9 protein-coding genes are annotated in these 16,936 nt (G+C 69.7%); 5 read left to right on the plus strand and 4 right to left on the minus strand.

Translation table 11 applies throughout. The features are described 5' to 3' along the window. Positions 1-236: 236 nt before the first annotated feature. The 5 genes from RVX_RS04960 (at position 237) to RVX_RS04980 (ending at position 8,669) form a co-directional block, all read left to right on the plus strand. Complete coding sequence (locus RVX_RS04960) at positions 237-3,098, plus strand: cache domain-containing protein (protein WP_116304975.1); 2,862 nt, start codon at positions 237-239, stop codon at positions 3,096-3,098. Positions 3,099-3,219: 121 nt separating this feature from the next. Beyond that, positions 3,220-4,215, plus strand: a complete 996-nt coding sequence (locus RVX_RS04965; RefSeq protein WP_230404389.1) for a substrate-binding periplasmic protein — start codon at positions 3,220-3,222, stop codon at positions 4,213-4,215. A gap of 488 nt (positions 4,216-4,703) precedes the next feature. Further along, the gene (locus tag RVX_RS04970) at positions 4,704-5,999 is read left to right on the plus strand and encodes an HlyD family secretion protein (RefSeq protein WP_116304977.1); all 1,296 of its coding nucleotides are present in this window, start codon (positions 4,704-4,706) and stop codon (positions 5,997-5,999) included. A gap of 18 nt (positions 6,000-6,017) precedes the next feature. Then, positions 6,018-7,577, plus strand: a complete 1,560-nt coding sequence (locus RVX_RS04975; protein WP_116304978.1) for a DHA2 family efflux MFS transporter permease subunit — start codon at positions 6,018-6,020, stop codon at positions 7,575-7,577. Between the two features lie 105 nt (positions 7,578-7,682). After that, positions 7,683-8,669, plus strand: coding sequence for a ThiF family adenylyltransferase (locus RVX_RS04980; protein ID WP_116304979.1), 987 nt, complete (start codon positions 7,683-7,685; stop codon positions 8,667-8,669). 96 nt (positions 8,670-8,765) lie between these two features. On the opposite strand, the gene RVX_RS04985 is transcribed toward RVX_RS04980, so the two are convergent. The 4 genes from RVX_RS04985 to RVX_RS05000 form a co-directional block, all read right to left on the minus strand. Continuing rightward, entirely contained in the window at positions 8,766-10,154 is a 1,389-nt protein-coding gene (locus tag RVX_RS04985) for a glycosyltransferase family 4 protein (RefSeq protein ID WP_116304980.1), read from the minus strand. A gap of 211 nt (positions 10,155-10,365) precedes the next feature. Then, positions 10,366-11,541, minus strand: a complete 1,176-nt coding sequence (locus RVX_RS04990; protein ID WP_116304981.1) for a response regulator — start codon at positions 11,539-11,541, stop codon at positions 10,366-10,368. An 84-nt stretch (positions 11,542-11,625) separates the two neighbouring features. After that, positions 11,626-16,224 (minus strand): response regulator, encoded by a 4,599-nt coding sequence (locus RVX_RS04995; RefSeq protein ID WP_116304982.1) that lies wholly within the window; start codon positions 16,222-16,224, stop codon positions 11,626-11,628. A gap of 323 nt (positions 16,225-16,547) precedes the next feature. Beyond that, positions 16,548-16,691 carry a hypothetical protein gene (locus RVX_RS05000; protein ID WP_172596524.1) on the minus strand — a complete coding sequence of 48 codons (144 nt, stop codon included), beginning with the start codon at positions 16,689-16,691 and terminating at the stop codon, positions 16,548-16,550. Between the last annotated feature and the right edge of the window lie 245 nt (positions 16,692-16,936).

The following is a 16,936-nucleotide window of genomic DNA, read 5'->3' on the forward strand; positions in this document are numbered from 1 at the left end:
CGACGAGTCGGGCGCGTGTTGGCGTGACGGATGCCCGCTGCCCGCCCCGCCTTTTCGTCGTTGTCCGCCTTCGGGCCGCGCCACCCTCCGGCCTCGCGGCGTCTCCGCCATCGTTTCGCCATCCCTCCGCCGTCTTCCACGCTTTCGGCCGATTTTTTCGCCAAGGCGTCGGGCCGGGCTTTTCCGCGTGCGTTTCATCTGGCAAGATGGCGACATCGGACACGCATGGAGGCCGCATGACGGGTTTCGGCATTCGGGGAAAGCTGCTCGCCAGCTACATGCTGGTGTTCCTCGTGCTGTTGCTGTGCGGCGGCGCGGGCGCGTACGTATACGCCCGCCGGGCCGTGGAGCAGGCCGTGGAAGAGCGCCTGCACGCCGCCACCCAGTCCATCCTCGGCACCGTGCGCGTGGGGGCCGACCTTGCCGTGCGCAACTATCTGCGCGCCGCGTCCGAAAAGGCCCGCGACGTGGTGGTGCTGGAGTACGAGCGGTACCGCTCCGGGGCCATCACCGAGGCGCAGGCCAAGGCCAACGCCGCCGCCATCCTGCTGCGCATGGGCATCGGCCGATCCGGCTACATCTACTGCCTTACCTCCAACGCCATCCTGGCCGTGCACCCCGTGGCCTCGCTGCTGGGACGCGATCTGTCCGAGTTCGCGTTCGTGCGGGACCAGTCGCGCCTGCGCGAAGGGTTCCTGCAGTATGAGTGGCGCAACCCCGGAGAAACCCACGCCCGTCCCAAGGCGCTGCACATGACCTGGTTCCAGCCGTGGGACTGGATCATCTCCGCCTCGGCCTACCGGGAGGAATTCCGCAACCTGCTCGATGTGGGCATGCTGCGCGAGGCCGTGCTTTCGCACAGGGTGGGCGAAACCGGCTATGCCTACATCATGACCGGCGGGGGCGAACTTCTGGTGCACCCGCTGATGGAGCCGGGCGACATCGCCGACTCGCGCGACGACACTGGCCGCCGGTTCATCCGCGAGATGCTGCAAAAGCGCTCCGGCCGCATCGTCTATTCGTGGCGCAACCCCGGCGAGGCGGGCTACCGCGAGAAGATCGTGGTCTACGCCTACCTCGCGGACTACGACTGGATCGTGGCTGCCTCGGGCTACACCGACGAGATCTACGCCCCCCTCGAACACATGCGCCGCCTGGCCGTGTTGTGGCTGCTGGCCGCCACGGGGGTGGTGGCGCTGGCCAGCCTGTACGCCAGCGCGGGCATCACCGGCCCCCTGCGGCGGCTGACCGAGCGGGTGCGGGCGGGTGCGGGCGGCGACCTTTCCGTGCGCGTGGTGCCGGAAACGCATGACGAAATCGGCGACCTGGCCAATTATTTCAACAGGCTGATGGGCAATCTGGAAGGGCACAGCCTGCGCATGGGCCAACTGGTGGAGGCGCGCACGGCGGAACTCACCCGCCTGAACGCCGACTACCTGAACGAGCTTGAGCGTCGCTCCGCCACGGAAGAAGAAGCCCGCAGCCGCCTGGCCTTCCTGCGCGCGTTGATGAACGCCATTCCCAGCCCCCTGTATTACCGCGATTTCACCGGCCGCTTCGTGGACTGCAACGACAGCTTCGCGCGGATGGTACTGGGCAGCGCGCGAGAAGACGTGCGCGGCCGCCCGCCGGGCGATTTTCCCGACGTGTACCCCCCCGACATGGCCGCCGCCGTGCTGCGCGACGACGACGAACTGCGCCAGCGGGGCGGCACGCGCTCCAGCGAGTTGCCCATCCGCTGCGCGGATGGCGTGGTCCGCTACTTTGGCGTGGTCAAAAGCGTGTTCGCTGGTGCGTTGGCGGGTGAGGGCGGCATCATCGGCGTGTTCATCGACCTTACGGCGCGTCGCCGCGCCGAGGAGGCTCGCCGCCTGCTGGAACAGGCCGTGGAAAATTCCGCCGGGGCCATGCTGATTCTGGATGGAGACGGTTCCATCCGCTACGCCAACCCGGCCTTCGCCGTCATTACCGGCTGGCCGCGCGCCGATGCCCTGGACCGCCGTCTGGCGGACCTGGGCGCGGCTGCCGGTGCGGGGAGCGGCGGCTACGGGGAGGGAGGTGCGGGGTTCGCCGCGTTGCTGTCGGCCCGGGAACGCGGCGAGGCCTGGAACGGCCGCGCCGTGCTGCGGCGGGGCGACGGCACGCCCTTCGACGCGGAATGCCGCCTTGCCCCCCTGCGCGACGGCGCGGGCGTGGTGGCCCACTTCGTGTGCACCATCGAGGACGTCAGCGAACGCCTGCTATTGCAGGCCCAACTGCTGCAGGCCCAGAAGCTGGAGTCCATCGGGCAGTTGGCCTCGGGCATCGCACACGAGATCAACACCCCCATCCAGTTCGTGGGCGACAATGCGCGTTTTCTGGACACGGCCGCCACGGCGCTGGACGCGGCCATCGCCGGGTATGACGCATTGTTGCGCCGGGCCGCGTCCGGCCCGGAATGCGCCGCAGGCGGGATACTGCTGGACGAGGCGGCCCGCCTGCGCGAGCAGCACGACGTGGATTTCGTGCTTGCCGAACTGCCCTCCGCCGTGCGCCAGGTGCAGGAGGGGGTGGAGCGCGTTTCCGGCATCGTGCGGGCCCTGCGCGAATTCTCGCATCCCGACGCCGGGGGCAAGACGCCGGTGGACATCAACGCCGGGCTGGCCAACACGGTTACGGTGTGCCGCAATGAATGGAAGTACGTGGCCGACGTGCGGATGGACCTTGCGCCCGACCTGCCCATGGTGCAGGGGCATGCGGGCGACCTGAACCAGGTGTTCATGAACCTGCTGGTCAACGCGGCCCACGCCGTGGGCGACAGGCTGCGCGACCAGGGCGCGGAGCCGGACGAGCGGGGCGTCATCACCGTTTCCAGCCGCATGGCGGACGGCGCGGTGGTGGTTGCCGTGCGCGACGACGGCACCGGCATCGCGCCCGACGTGCTGCCCCGCATCTTCGACCCCTTCTTCACCACCAAGGAGGTGGGGCGGGGCACGGGCCAGGGGCTGGCCATTGCCCGTGACCTGGTGGTGAACAAGCACGGGGGGCGCCTGGAGGTGGATAGCGAACCCGGCAGGGGCACGCTGTTCACCGTGCATCTGCCCGTGGAGGCCCCATGAAGGCGGCGGGACGGTCATGACCAGGCGCGGCGGCGCAGGGGGACGGCTCGACACAGTGGGGTGGGCAAGGGAGCAGGCCGTGCAGCGACACCGCAACCATGTTTTCCGGCCGGGTGGCGGCGTGGCGGCTCCCGTGCCGGCCCTGACCCTGACCCTCACGCTGGTCCTGACGCTGGCCGTCGCCTTGGCGTGGCCAACGGGGAGCGCGGCGCGGGCCATCGCCGCCCAGACGGCAAACGGGAAGACGGGCGTTGCCCGGGCCAATCCGGTCCAGCCCGCCGGGACCGGCCGGGTGGCCGCCACGGGCCTTACTTTTGTCACCCAGCAGTTTCCGCCGTTCAATTATCAGGAGCGCACGGGCGACGAGGAGCGCGTGGCCGGGCCTGTGGCCGAGATCATTACCCTGGCCTGCCAGCGCATGGGCGTGGGCTGCACCTTTCGGCTGCTGCCCTGGGCCCGCGCCCAGCAGGAGGTGCGCAGCGGCGCTGCCGATGGCATCTTCGTCGTCGGGCGGGTGCCGGAGCGCGAAGACTGGCTGCACTTCTGTCCTCCGTTGGTGCGGGGGGAGTACGGCTTTTTCGTGCGCATGGAAAATCCGTTGCACTACACCGCCCCCCGCGACGTGGCCGGTTACCGCGTGGGCGTCTACGGCCCCTCGCTGACGGCGGAGATCCTCAACCAGTTGGCCCGGCAGGCGCGCATGACGGTGGACGTGGCGGCGGAGAACGATGCCGGGTTCCTCAAGCTGGCGCAAGGCCGCATCGACGCCGTGTTTTCCAACAAGGACAACGGCCTCGCCACCATCGCGCTGTTGCGCATCGCCAACCTGCGCTATGCGGGCTGGCATAGTCGGGTGGACTACACCATCGCCTTTTCGCGCCACGCCGCGCCCGAGGTCGTGGCGGCCTTCGAGGCGGCGTTGCATGCACTGCACCGGGAGGGTGAACTGGAGCAGCGTTTGTCCCGGTACGGGCTGCATTCGGTGTTTCCGGGGCAGAAGGGCGGCGCGCCTGACACGCCGGGCGCTCCGGGTGCTCCGCGCGGGGAAACCCCGGCCATGCCCGCAGCGATGCTGGACGCGGCGCCGAACCTGGCGGCGTCCACGGGGCTCGACTGACCTTGGCGTGGCTCAGACTGCCGCGCCAGCGCCGGACAGGGACGGACAGCGCCGGACAGCGCCGGACAGGGACGGACAGGGACGGACAGGGGCGGAAAGCCGCCGTTTTCCTTTCCGCCCCTTTTGCCCCTTCTCTCTTTTCGTGATGACGCATCCCCCGTTCCGTTCCCGCCGTGCGCGGCGTTGCACGCCATGTGGCGGCGGCGTGCGCCGCCGCTCCGGCGAGTGCCCGCCGCCGGACCCGGCATTGCCCGGTTGCGCCCCCGGTACGGCATGCGCTATGCATTGCCGGTTCCCGAAAGCGGTAATTCCGACGCCCGGCATGCCCGGTCCGGTCCCGCCCCGGTTCGGAGCTGTTCCGCCCCGCGCTGGCACGGCGTGCCGTTCCGGTCTTCTGACCGGCGTCGGTCCGGTCCCGCGCCTTGGCGCGCGGCCGGTTTTCCCACACGCACACCACGCGACCGCGCGTGCCCACACGGCGATACGGCATGAACAGCAAAAAGCGCATCCTCGGCATCCTGCTCGGCGTCATGGTTCTGGCGGCGGGCGTCTGGTACTGGCACGGCCTCGGCAAGGTGGAAACCGACGACGCGCAGGTGGATGGCCGCATCTTCATGGTTTCGCCGCGCGTGGCGGGCTACGTGGTGGACGTGCCCGTGGAGGACAACCAGTTCGTCAAGGAAGGCGAGGTGCTGGCCCGGATGGACCCCACCGAGTACGAGGTGGCCGTGGCCGAGGCGCGCGCCCAGCTCGCCGCGCTGCAACGCGGCGTGCCGCTGGAGCTTTCCCAGACCGTGCACCGGGTGACCGGCGCGCAGGCCGTGGAAGAGGCCACCAAGCGCCGCGCCGCGCAGGCCCGCGATGAAGAGGACGTCGCCCGCTACGAGATGGAGCGCCTTTCCACCGAACAGGCCCAGGCCACCCTTGACCGGCGCAGGCTGGAGGCGCTGGTGGGGCAGGGGGCCGTCTCGCGCGAGGCCATGGACCGCGCCCGTTCCGCCGACGATGCCGCCAGGGCGCGGCTGGATGGTTCCCGCGCCAAGCTGGAGGCCGCCAGCAAGGCCCGCGCGGCGGCCGAGGCGGAAATGCGCCGCGTGCGCGCCGAGGTGGATCTGGCCGGTACCGGGCAGGTGGTGGCGGAAATCCGGGCCCGACAGGTGGAGGCCCAGCAGGCCAAGGTCCGCCAGGCGGAGCTGAATCTGGAATGGACCACCGTGCGCGCCCCCGTGGACGGCTACGTGACCAAGAAGAACGTGGAGCCCGGCCGCATGGTCACGCGCGGGCAGCCGATCATGGCCGTGGTGCCCATGTCGCCCGACCACCTGTGGGTGACCGCGAATTTCAAGGAAACCGAACTCACCGACGTGAAGCCCGGCCAGCCCTGCGAAATCCGCATCGACACCTACCCCAACCTGGTCCTGAAGGGCCAGGTGGAGTCGATCATGGCGGGCACGGGCGCGGCCTTTTCGCTGTTTCCGCCCCAGAACGCCTCGGGCAACTTCGTGAAGGTGGTGCAGCGCATTCCCGTGCGGCTGCGCCTGACCGACTACGACCCCGCCGCCATGCCGCCCCTGCGCGTGGGCATGAGCGCGGTGCCGGTGATCTTCACCAACCGGGGCGTTTCCGAGGTGCCGCAGCGCGCCGCCGGGCCGGACGGGGCCACCGTGCGCGACGCCGGGCAGGCGGGGAAGCCCGCCGTTAATGGGACAGCCCCGGCTGTCTCGGCCCCGGCCCCGGCGGCCACGCCGTCCCCCGCCCCGGCCGAACCGGCCCGCAAGCAGTAGCCGCAACGGCAGGGCCGCATGTCGCGCGAACCCGAATCGGTCAACCGCTGGCTCATCACTCTGGCGGTGATGGTGCCCACGCTCATCGAAATCCTGGACACCAGCGTGGCCAACGTGGCCCTGAAGCACATTCAGGGCAGCCTTGCCGCGGGCGAGGAAGAGGTGACCTGGGTGCTCACCTCGTACCTGGTGGCCAACGCCGTGGTCATTCCCATGAGCGGCTGGCTGGCGCGCCTTGTGGGTCGCAAGCGGTTCCTCATGCTGTCCATCGCCGTGTTCACGGCCAGTTCCCTGCTGTGCGGGGCGGCCACCAGCCTGGCGCAGATCATCCTGTTCCGCATTTTTCAGGGGCTTGGCGGCGGCGGGCTGCAACCCATGTCGCAGGCCATCCTGATGGAGACCTTTCCGCCCCACCAGCGCGGCATGGCCATGGGCATCTTCGGCGTGGGGGTGGTGCTGGGGCCCATTCTGGGGCCGCTGCTGGGCGGCTACCTGACGGACAACTTCACCTGGCGGTGGATTTTCTACATCAACCTGCCGGTGGGCCTGTTCGCGCTGTACCTGGCCGGGGCCTTCCTGTTCGACCCGCCGTACATGGAACGACGCCAGCGCGGCGAGGTGGTGGACTACCTGGGCCTGGCCCTGCTGACCACGGGCATCGGCGCGCTGCAGATCGTGCTGGACAAGGGCCAGCAGGACGACTGGTTCAGTTCGCCGTTCATCACCACGCTGGCCGTGGTTTCCGCCGTGTCACTTGTCGGGTTGGTATTCTGGGAACTGCGCCACCCAAGGCCGGTGCTGGACTTCCGCATTCTGAAAAACCGCAGCTTCGCCATCGGCAACGCGGTGATGTTCTTCGGCTTCTTCGCCTTTTTCGGGTCCATTGTGCTGCTGCCGCTGTTCCTGCAGGGGCTGATGGGCTACACGGCCTACCTGGCCGGGCTGGTGCTGGGGCCGGGCGGCATGCTGGCCCTGGTGTTCATGCCCGTGGCAGGCAAGCTCACCGAGCGCATCGACGCCCGCTGGCTGCTGGCCTTCGGCATGCTGATCTGCGCGTATTCGCTGCACGTCATGGCCGGGTTCAACCTGTACATCGACTTTGGCACGGCGGCCTTCGCCCGGGTGCTGCAGGGCATCGCCATGCCGTTCTTCTTCGTGTCGCTGTCGGTGGTCACCTTCGCCTACGTTCCGCGCGAGGCCATGAACACGGCCTCGCCGCTGTACAACCTGTTGCGCAACCTCGGCGGTTCGTTCGGGGTGGCCTTCGTCACCACGCTGCTGGCCCGGCGCACCCAGTACCACCACAGCATTCTGGCCGAGGACATGACCCCCCTGTCGCCCGCCTACCAGCTGGGTTTCGAGCAGATCCGCATGGCTCTGGCCGCACGGCTTGGAGATCTGACCGACCTTGCGGAACGCGCCGAGACGCTGATCTACCAGATGTTGCAGCGCGAGGCCTCGGCTCTGGCCTTCAACGACGCCTTCTTCTCGCAGGGGGCCATATTCCTGGTGCTGTTCTTCTGCATCTGGTTCATGCGCAGGCCCCCGCGCGGCAAGCATGAGGGGTTCGTGGAATAGCGCGGCAAAGCCCGCGTGGCCTCCTGCTTGCCGCCCCTTTACAGGTCCGTCGCCCATGTTCGATAGTGCGCCATGCCCCGCCAGCACGCGGGCATGGAGGATTGCATGACCCCACCCGGCGACCCCGCTTCGCCCGGCAGCCCCGACCGTTGCCCTTCCGCTTTTTCCGACGACGTGTCCGACGTGCAGGCCGCCGTGCTGCGCGCCAGCGTGGACGCCCCCCTGCCCGACGGCGCACCCTGCCGCCGCCTGCCCCATGACGCCACGCCCCGCATCGCCCGCGCCACCGGCGCGCCCCCCCGCGACGTGGAGGTCACTGCCTGCGACGCGGGCATCCTGCCTGAACGCTACATTCGCAACCACGCCTTCTTCTCCCCGTCCGAGCAGGCCCGCCTGCTGCGGGCGACGGTGCTGCTGGTGGGGCTGGGGGGCCTTGGCGGCCACGTGCTGGACCTGCTGGCGCGGGCCGGGGTGGGGCGCATCGTGGGGGTGGACGGCGACGTCTTCGAGGCCAGCAACCTGAACCGGCAACTGCTGTCGGCGGAGGCCCGGCTGGGCATGCCCAAGGCCGAGGCCGCCGCGCTGCACGTGGCGGCGGTGAACGGCGCGGTGGAGTTCGCGGGGGTGGCGTCTTTCGTCGATGCGGCGGGCTTGGACGGGCTGTGCGCGGGCCACATGCCCGCCGGAGCGGGCGGCGCAGCGGTTGCGGCCGATGGCGGCCGGGCGGATGACGCCGCCGCATGCCGCACGTTGCCGGTGCCGGATCTGGTGGTGGACGCGCTGGGGGGGCTTGCGTCGCGCATGGCCCTGCACGGGGCCGCCGGTCAGGCCGGGCTGCCGCTGGTGACGGCGGCGGTGGCCGGACTCACCGGCCTTGTGGCCACGGTGCAACCCGGCTCCATGAGCCCCTACGAACTGCTGGGCGCGGGCGGAGCGGCGGAGGACGGGCTGGGCACGCCAGCGCCCGCCGTGGCCTGCGCGGCCTCCATGCAGGCTTCGGAGGCGTTGCGCCTGCTGGCCGGAAGGCCTCCGCTGGACGGGGTGCTGCTGTTCGATCTTTCCGACGGGACGTTTCAGCGGGTGCGGCTGTAGGGCGCGGACCGAAAGCGCGGCTTCTGGCCGCGCGCGGGGATACGGCCCTGGAGTGGGTGTAGACTGCCCGGTCAGGCCGTTGCCTTCCCGGCGAACTCAGCTCTTTCCGGCGGCGGCCAGTTCGGCGCGCACCGCCTCGATCACTTCCAGATAGCGGGCGAAGACCTGCGCGTCGTCCTCCACGCAGCCGAAGTCCGCGCCCGCCGCGATGTCGCGCAGGTCGAACACGGCGTTGGCCAGCGCCCACGGTTCCGGATCGTCCAGCACGCGGCCGGTGCGGCCGTCGTCGATGAGGTCGCACGCGCCGGTGGCGCGGGTTGTCACCGTGGGCACTCCCATGGCCTGGGCCTCGGCCACCACGTTGCCGAAGGTGTCGTAGAACGAGGGGTGGCAGAACACGTCGAGCCCCGCGTAGAAGCGCGGCATGTCGGCGGCCCCCACCTTGCCGAGGAACACCACCCGCTTCTCCACCCCCAGCGATTGCGCGTAGTCGGCATACTTGCGGCTGCGCCGTCCGCCCGCCACCACCAGCACGTATTCCTCGGGCAGGTGGGCCAGCGCGGCGATGAGCCGGTCCAGCCCCTTCAACTCGAAATTGCTGGAGCAGAACCCGAGGGCCCGGTGGCGTTCCAGCAGCCCCACGACCCGGCGGGCCTCGCCGCGCAGGTCGGCGAAGCGCTGCGGGTTGAAGCGGCGCTTGTCCACCCCGTTGGGAATCACCACCACCGTGGCCGGGGAATGCGGAAACTGGCGCGCCACGGCGGTCCGCACGTTCTGCGAGATGGCGATGATGCGCCGGGTGGCCGGGTGGGTGTAGATGCCCTTGTCCAGCACGGTCATGAGCAGGTTGTTGGGGTTCAGCAGGCGCGACAGCGCCTTGGTGAACCGCCGCAGGGGCGAGCGCTGCGCCGCCAGGCTCCGGCGCATGAAATCGCGGTGCGGCCCGCCGGAGCGGTGGATGTGGCAGCCCGCCATGTTGCCGAAGCTGACGGTGACGGTGGTGGGGGGCAACTCGCGAAGGGCGCGGGCGGCGGCGAAGTGCAGGCCCAGATTCTTCATGAACCGGCCCGGCCGCCACAGCCCCAGCACCCGGATGTCCACGGCCAGCGGCGCGGCGTCGGGGTCGGCAAGCCGGATGGCGTCATCCGGCCAGGGGGTGTTGCCCTGCCTGTCCGCCACTGCCTGCCCGTCCGCATCATGTTGTCGATCGTCGCCGTCCTGCGGCGTGGCGGGCCGCACCTGCGTGTCTGGCGTGTCTGGCCTGTTCGGGCTGACCGCCTTGTCCGCCTTGTCCGCCATGTCGGGCATGTCGGGCATGCTGGGCATGCCGGGGGCCACTTCGCCGCACAGCACGCGTACGGGCACGCCTCTGGCGCGCAGGTATTCGTGAAAGCGATGGCAGAAAAGCTCTACGCCGCCGTAGCGCGAGTAGGTGCGGATGAACAGCGCGACCTCTGGCCGGCGGGTGGTGGGGGTGTCTGGCATGGCGAGGGGTGGGGGTGTGCGCGGGCGCGGGAAAGGGTCGGAACGCCCGTCCGGTCTAGCAAAGCCCACCGGCGGGCGCAAGGCCGCCGCACTGCCCATGGGCCGAGGCACGCCATGGGGCGGCGGCGCAGGGAAAGGGCGCGCGAACAGGAAGGACGCGCCCGCGCACAACCCGCCGCATCCGGCATCGCCGCTGCGGGAGCGGAGGGTATCAGCCTTGCGACACCGTGAGCGGGTAGTCCTTTTCGGTGCGGGCGCGCGTTTCGGCCAGGGTTTCCTCCGAATCGGCGTAGCGGTCGGCGATGTCCCGGAAGGACGGCAGGTTGGCCAGAAAGGCGTCCACCACGTCGGGGTCGAAGTGGGTGCCGCGTCCCTCGCGAATGATGCCCACGGATTTCTCCATGTCGAACGGCGGTTTGTACACCCGGCGGCTGATCAGCGCGTCGAAAACGTCGGCCAGGGCCATGAGCCGCGCCGAGACGGGTATGGCGTCGCCGGAAAGCCCCTGCGGGTAGCCGGTGCCGTCCCATTTCTCATGGTGGCAGTAAGCGATTTCGCGGGCGTGGCGCAGGAACGAGACCGGGGTGTCGAGCTGCCGTTCCGCCGCCATGATGGCGTCGCGCCCCAGCGCCGGGTGGCGCTTCATGTCTTCGAATTCCTCCGGGGTGAGCTTGCCGGGCTTCAGCAGGATGCGGTCGGCGATGCCCACCTTGCCGATGTCGTGCAGCGGGGCCGACTTGAACAGCAGGGGAATTTCGTCGGGTGCGAGCGCGGTGGCGAAGCGGGGGTGCGGGGAGAGGTGCTGCGCCAGCACCCGCACGTAGTGCTGGGTGCGCCGGATGTGGTTGCCGGTTTCGTTGTCGCGCGTTTCGGCCAGCGAGGCCATGCACATGATGGTCACGTCCTGCACGGCGGCCAGTTCGCGCATGCGGCGGGCCACCTCGTCCTCCAGAAATTCGTTCTTGTCCTTCAGAAAGTCGCGCGCGGCCTTCATTTGCAAATGGGTGCGCACCCGGGCCAGCATGATCGGCGCGCTGACGGGCTTGGTGATGTAGTCCACCGCCCCCAGTTCCAGCCCGATGCGCTCGTCGTCTTCTTCCGACAGGGCGGTAAGGAAGATGACGGGCACGTCCGCCGTGCCGGGCAGGGTCTTGAGCCTGCGCAGCACCTCGTAGCCGTCCATGCCGGGCATCATGATGTCCAGCAGCACGATGTCCGGCGGACTGCCGGAGGCGATGATGCGCAGGGCCTTTTCGCCGCTGTTGGCCACCTTGACCCGGTAGGCGTCTTTCAGCAGGTCGCTGAGCAGGGTCAGGTTGTCTGCGGTGTCGTCCACCACGAGCACGGTGCGGCGGGTGTCATCGGGATGCAGGTGCGTGTCGGTCATGGCGGCCTCGTGGTGGATGGGGTGACGGCGCGCGCCAGTAGGCGCGCGGTTGTCGGGGCGGTCCGGGCATGCCGGAACGGTGGGTCAGTCCCGCCCGGTGGGGCGGGCCGAGCGCAGCATCTCCAGTGCGGTCTCGAATTCGAAGGCGCGCAGCGCCTCGCCCATGGCGGACACGATGTCCCGTCCCAGGGCGGCGCGCAGGGCGTCGGCGTGGGCGTTGAAAAGGTCCACGGCTTCGCTGTCGTCTTCCTCCATGAGCGTCTCCAGCCGGTCCAGCAGTTCGCCGTCGGCCGCCTGGGCCGGGCTCTGGGCGGAAGGCGCGCCGGGTGCGTTGGCGTCGTCGTCTTTCGGGGCGCTGGCCGCGCCATCGGGTAGGTCGGCCCCCGCGCCTTCAAGCAGGGCATGCATGGCCCGCACGGCCTCTTCCAGCGCGGCGGAGAGAACCTTCACCCCCTCGCTGGCGCGTTCGGGCGACGCCCCGTGGCGCAGGGCCGATTCCAGGTTCGCGGCGTGGCCCTGCACCACGCGCGCCCCAAGGGTGCCCGCCACGCCCTTCAGGGTATGCGCCTCGCGCGTGGCGGATGGGCCGTCGCCTGCCGCGATGAGCCTGGCGATGCGCGCGGCGGCGTCGGCATGCTCGGTGACGAAGCGGCGCAGCAGGGCATGGTAGGTGGTCTGCTTGCCCAGCATCCGGCGCAGCCCGGCCTCGGGATCGAGGACACGCGGTGCACCGTCCTTGTCCAATGCAGCACCGTGCGGATGGCCAGCCAGGGGGGCAACCAAGGGCGCGGACGCCGGGCTGGCGAGCGCGGGCGTGTCGGGTTGGAAGTCCGGGGGGGCGGCTGGCGACGTGGCTGGCGATGAGTCTGGTCCGCCGTCTGGCGCGGCGTCCGGCCCGGCGGCCGGGGCATGCTCTTTTGCCGCAGCGGCGTCCCCACGCCGGGGCAGCCAGCGGATCAGCGCGGCGAACAGTTCGTCCGGGTCGATGGGCTTGGCCACATGGTCGTTCATGCCCGTGGCCAGGCACGCCTCGCGGTCGCCCTGCATGGCGTTGGCGGTCATGGCCACGATGGGCAGCCGGTCCGGACCCAGGGTGCGGCGGATGGCCCGCGTGGCCTCGTATCCGTCCATGACGGGCATCTGCACGTCCATCAGCACGAGGTCGTAGTCGCCCTCCATGACCATGCGCACCGCCTGTGCTCCGTCTTCTGCCGCGTCAGGGGCAAGCCCCGCCTCGCCCAGCAGGCCCAGCGCCACCTCGCGGTTCAGTTGGTTGTCCTCCACCAGCAGCACGCGCGCGCCACGCAGCCCTTGCCGCAGGGCGGGGGGCTCGCCGGGCTGCGCGCCGGGGGAACGTGCCCACGGCGACTCGGATTCGCCGCCCGAACGCGACGCAGGGTGCGCGGCGCCCAGAAGGCGCATGGCCGTGTCGAACAGCAGGGACGGCTGCACCGGCTTCACCAGTACGGCGTCCACCCCCACGCCCTCGGACGCGGCGAATATTTCCTCCCGCCCGTAAGCGGTGACAATGGCCACGGGCAGTTCGGGGGCCAGCTCCCGGATGCGGCGCGCCGTTTCCAGCCCGTCCATGCCGGGCATCTGCCAATCCAGAAATACCATGCCGAAGGGTGCGCCCGCCGTGCGCGCCTCGTCCATGACGCGCAGGGCAGATTCCCCGCCGTCGGCCTCCACGGGACGGAAGGTCATGCCTTCCAACATGTGGGCAAGCACGGTGCGGGCCTGGGGGTTGTCGTCCACCACCAGCACCCGCAGGCCGCGCAGGTCGATGCGCGGCACCAGGGTCCGCCGTCCGGAGCCCAGGCCCAGCCGGGCCGTGAACCAGAAGGTGCTGCCCCCGCCGGGGGTGCTCTCCACGCCCACGTCGCCGCCCATCAGGTCGGCCAGCTTCTTGGCGATGGCAAGGCCAAGGCCGGTGCCGCCGTACTTGCGGGTGGTGGAAGTGTCGGCCTGCTGGAACGAAACGAACAGCCGGGCCTTCTGCTCCGGGGTGAGGCCAATGCCAGTGTCACGCACGGCAAGGCGCAGCAGCACATCCTGCCCGGTTGTTTCCACTGCTTCGACGTGGATCACGATTTCGCCGCGCTCGGTGAACTTCACGGCGTTGTTGGCGTAGTTGATGAGGATCTGCCCCAGTCGCAGCGGGTCGCCGCGCAGCACGGGGGGTACGTCGGCGGCCACGTCGAGCACGAATTCCAGCCCCTTGGCCGCCGCCTTTTCGGAAACCAGGTTGGCCACGGTGTCGAGCACGGTTTCCAGTTCGAACTCGGTGTTCTCCACCGTCAACTTGCCTGCCTCGATCTTGGAAAAGTCGAGGATATCGTTGAGGATGCCCAGCAGATGCTGGCCCGAGGCGCGTATCTTGCGCACGTAGTCGGCCTGGCGCGGGTCCAGGTTGGTTTTCAGGGCCAGGTGGGCCAAGCCGATGATGGCGTTCATGGGGGTGCGGATTTCGTGGCTCATGTTGGCCAGGAAATCGCTTTTGAGCCGGGTGGCCTCTTCGGCCATGTCCTTGGCCCGCAGCAGTTCGGACTCGGCGCGCTTGCGCAGGGAAATGTCGCGCATGGCCCCGCAGGCGCTCATGGGGTGCCGCTCGGACGGGGGCAGCTTGCTGAGGCTGATTTCCAGCGGCAGGCGCGTGCCGTCCTTGCGCACGCCCTCCACTTCCCGCTCGTGGCCGATGACCCGCAGCGGCGAGGCAAGGAAGTCGCTGCACAGCTTCTCGTGGCGGTCGTGCAGTTCTGGCGGCAGAAGATCCTCGATGGGGCGCCCGGCAAGCTCGCCTTCGTCGTAGCCCAGCAGACGCTCGAACTGCGGGTTGCACAGCACGATGTGCCCCTCGCCGTCCACGACCACCATGGCGTCCGGGGCGGAGTGCACGATGCCCCGGTACCAGGCCTCGGTTTCCTTCAGTTCCGCCTGCCGTTCCTTGAGTTCCGTGATGTCGTCGATGAGCGTGAGGCGGCGGGGGGTGATGTCTTCGTCGGTGATCAGGGCGCAGCGCACGTCGGCCCAGCGCGTCTCGCCGTCGGGGCGCTGGTAGCGCAACTCGGCGCGCAGGGTGCCGCCCCCGCCGCGCCGTTCGGTCCGATCGGGCGTGAGCCGCCCCATCAGTTCGCCCATGGCCTCGCGGTCGTCGGGGTGGATGAAATCCGCAAGGTCGCGCCCGCGCAGTTCCTCCTCGCCAACGCCGATGAAGGCGCAGAAGGCGGGGTTGGCGCGGTCGATGCCGAGCCCGTGGCGCTCGCTGACAATGCCCACACCGGCCGTTTCGAACACGGCGCGGAAGAACGTTTCGCTGCGCCGCAGAAGCTCGCGGCTTTCCTCCAGTTCATCGGCCTGGATGCGGGTCTGTTCCAGCAGGCTGCGGGTGTGCAGGTTGCGCTCCAGCACTTCCTGCGACAGGGCGGCCATGGGCAGCAGGTCCTCGAACAGGGTGGCGGCCCTGGGGGACAGCGGTCCCAGGGTGGCCAGTTCAAGCACGCCAAGCAGCCTGTCGCCCAGCAGCAGCGGCCAGGCGTGCAGCGCGGCGGGGAGCACGTCGCCGAACCCCGTGGCGAAGCGCAGCGTTTCGCCGGGCGGAGGGGCCAGTTCCACCGGGGCGTGCGTGGCGGCGCAGCGCCCCGCCAGGGTTTCGCCCTTGGGGACCAGGGGCGGAGGGCCGCCCAAGGTGCCGCCCCGCGAGGCCGCCAACTCCAGGTGCACTCCGTCGTCGCAGGGCACGTACAGGGCCACGTGGGGCGCGCCGGTCACGTTGGCGACCTGACCGGCAAGGCGTTCGCCAAAGGCGTGCAGGTCGCCCGCCTGCTGCAGCGCGGTGGCCGCTTCCGACATTTGCGCCTTGATCCAGCGTTGCTGCTCCATCTGACGGGAAACGCCCCGCAAGACCTCCAGTGAACGGGCCATGGCCCCCATTTCGTTGCGTTCTTCGCCGTAGGGCACCCCCACGTCCAGGTCACCGTCGGCCAAGGCCTGCACGCAGTCGGTCAGGGCCAGCAGCCGTCGCCGGATGGCCCAGCTGACCAGGTAGGTGATGACGATGACCATGGCGCAGAACAGCGCGTAGGCGGCCATGGCCTTGTGCAGCATGGTGCGGTGTTCGGTCACCGAGGTCTGGAAGTACAGTTCGGCCTTGGCGCGCGCGGCGGCCATCAGTTCGTCGATGGTGTGCAGCAGCTTGTCGGCCGGGTTTTCGGGCGAGGATTCGGTGATGCGCCACGCCTCTTGTATCTCGCGGTTTTCGGCCAGGGTCATGGCCCTGTCGCGCATGGACAGGAAATCGTTGTAGTGATCTTCTGCGGTTCCGATCTGTGACGGGTCGCCCCGGAAGTTGGCACGCACGGCGTCCATGCATTCTCGATACAGGCGTTCCTCGCGCCGCAGCAAGACCACCTGGTCGGCCTTGATGCCTTCGTCCACCTCGATGATCTGCTCGCGCATGACGGCGCGCATGCGCTGCACGCCTTCCTTGGCCCGCTGCAGGTTGCTGGTGGCGATGAAGGTGTGCCGGTAGACGGTGCTGGCGTCTTCGGCCATGTCGCGCATCAGGGTCAGGGTGCTGTAGCCAAGGACGATGCTGAAGGCCACGATGAGCAGCGTGCCGAGCAACAGCCGCTGGAAGACGGAAAGATGGCGGAACAGCAGGGGGCCCGAGGTGATGGGCATGGCGGGGCTCCTTCCGGCCAGGGGATGACCGGCATGGGCCGGACGGATGACGATGATGATTCAAAAGGCACTATAGGCGGGTGCGGGGATTATTGTCCAGTAATCGTGCATGTCTTGTGCCGTCGCCAGGCGATGGCGCACGGCGCGGCGTTGAGAAAGGGAAAACCACGGGGAGTGGCGGGCGTGCGGAATGAAGGGCCGATGGCGGCCGGGAGCAGCGGGGATGTGGCGGGGATGTGAGGGTTGCCGGTTCCGGGGAGTGGGGGAAGGATAACGCCCAGACCGGGCAGCACCGCAGGGGGCGGGGCGTGGTCGGCGTATCGTCAATCGGGAAGGATGCTCCACAGGCGGTACACTGCGGCTTCAGTCTGTGCCGCGTCGCGCGCGTCGCGTGCGAAGGCAAGGGCCTCGGCGTCGGAGGCGGCGGGTTCATGGCAGGGGGTGCCGTCGGACAGGTGCCAGCGCACCAGAAATCGGGGCGCGGGATCGGAGCCGCGACCTTCTGACCAGGCAGGCCAGGCCGACCAAGCGGAGCGGGCGGAGCGGGCGGGGTCCGGTGCGCCGGGGTGGGAACGGGTCCGAGGCGCGCGGTGGTACGGCCGTTTCCCGACATTGGACGCGGGGGGAAGGGGAGCCAGGGAATCGTCGCGGATATGGGGCGCGCGCGGAGGGGCGGGAGGCAGCGGCGCGGCGGGCGAACCGGGGAGCGTGG

The sequence above is a fragment of the Nitratidesulfovibrio sp. HK-II genome (assembly GCF_003402415.2).
Classification (GTDB): domain Bacteria; phylum Desulfobacterota; class Desulfovibrionia; order Desulfovibrionales; family Desulfovibrionaceae; genus Cupidesulfovibrio.

What these genes read in the sequence shown, in the direction of transcription:
- RVX_RS04970 (WP_116304977.1), top strand. Translation starts at nt 4,704, where the DNA reads ATGAACAGCAAAAAGCGCATCCTCGGCATCCTGCTCGGCGTCATGGTT.
- RVX_RS04995 (WP_116304982.1), bottom strand. Translation starts at nt 16,224, where the DNA reads ATGCCCATCACCTCGGGCCCCCTGCTGTTCCGCCATCTTTCCGTCTTC.
- RVX_RS04975 (WP_116304978.1), top strand. Translation starts at nt 6,018, where the DNA reads ATGTCGCGCGAACCCGAATCGGTCAACCGCTGGCTCATCACTCTGGCG.
- RVX_RS04960 (WP_116304975.1), top strand. Translation starts at nt 237, where the DNA reads ATGACGGGTTTCGGCATTCGGGGAAAGCTGCTCGCCAGCTACATGCTG.
- RVX_RS04985 (WP_116304980.1), bottom strand. Translation starts at nt 10,154, where the DNA reads ATGCCAGACACCCCCACCACCCGCCGGCCAGAGGTCGCGCTGTTCATC.
- RVX_RS04990 (WP_116304981.1), bottom strand. Translation starts at nt 11,541, where the DNA reads ATGACCGACACGCACCTGCATCCCGATGACACCCGCCGCACCGTGCTC.
- RVX_RS04980 (WP_116304979.1), top strand. Translation starts at nt 7,683, where the DNA reads ATGACCCCACCCGGCGACCCCGCTTCGCCCGGCAGCCCCGACCGTTGC.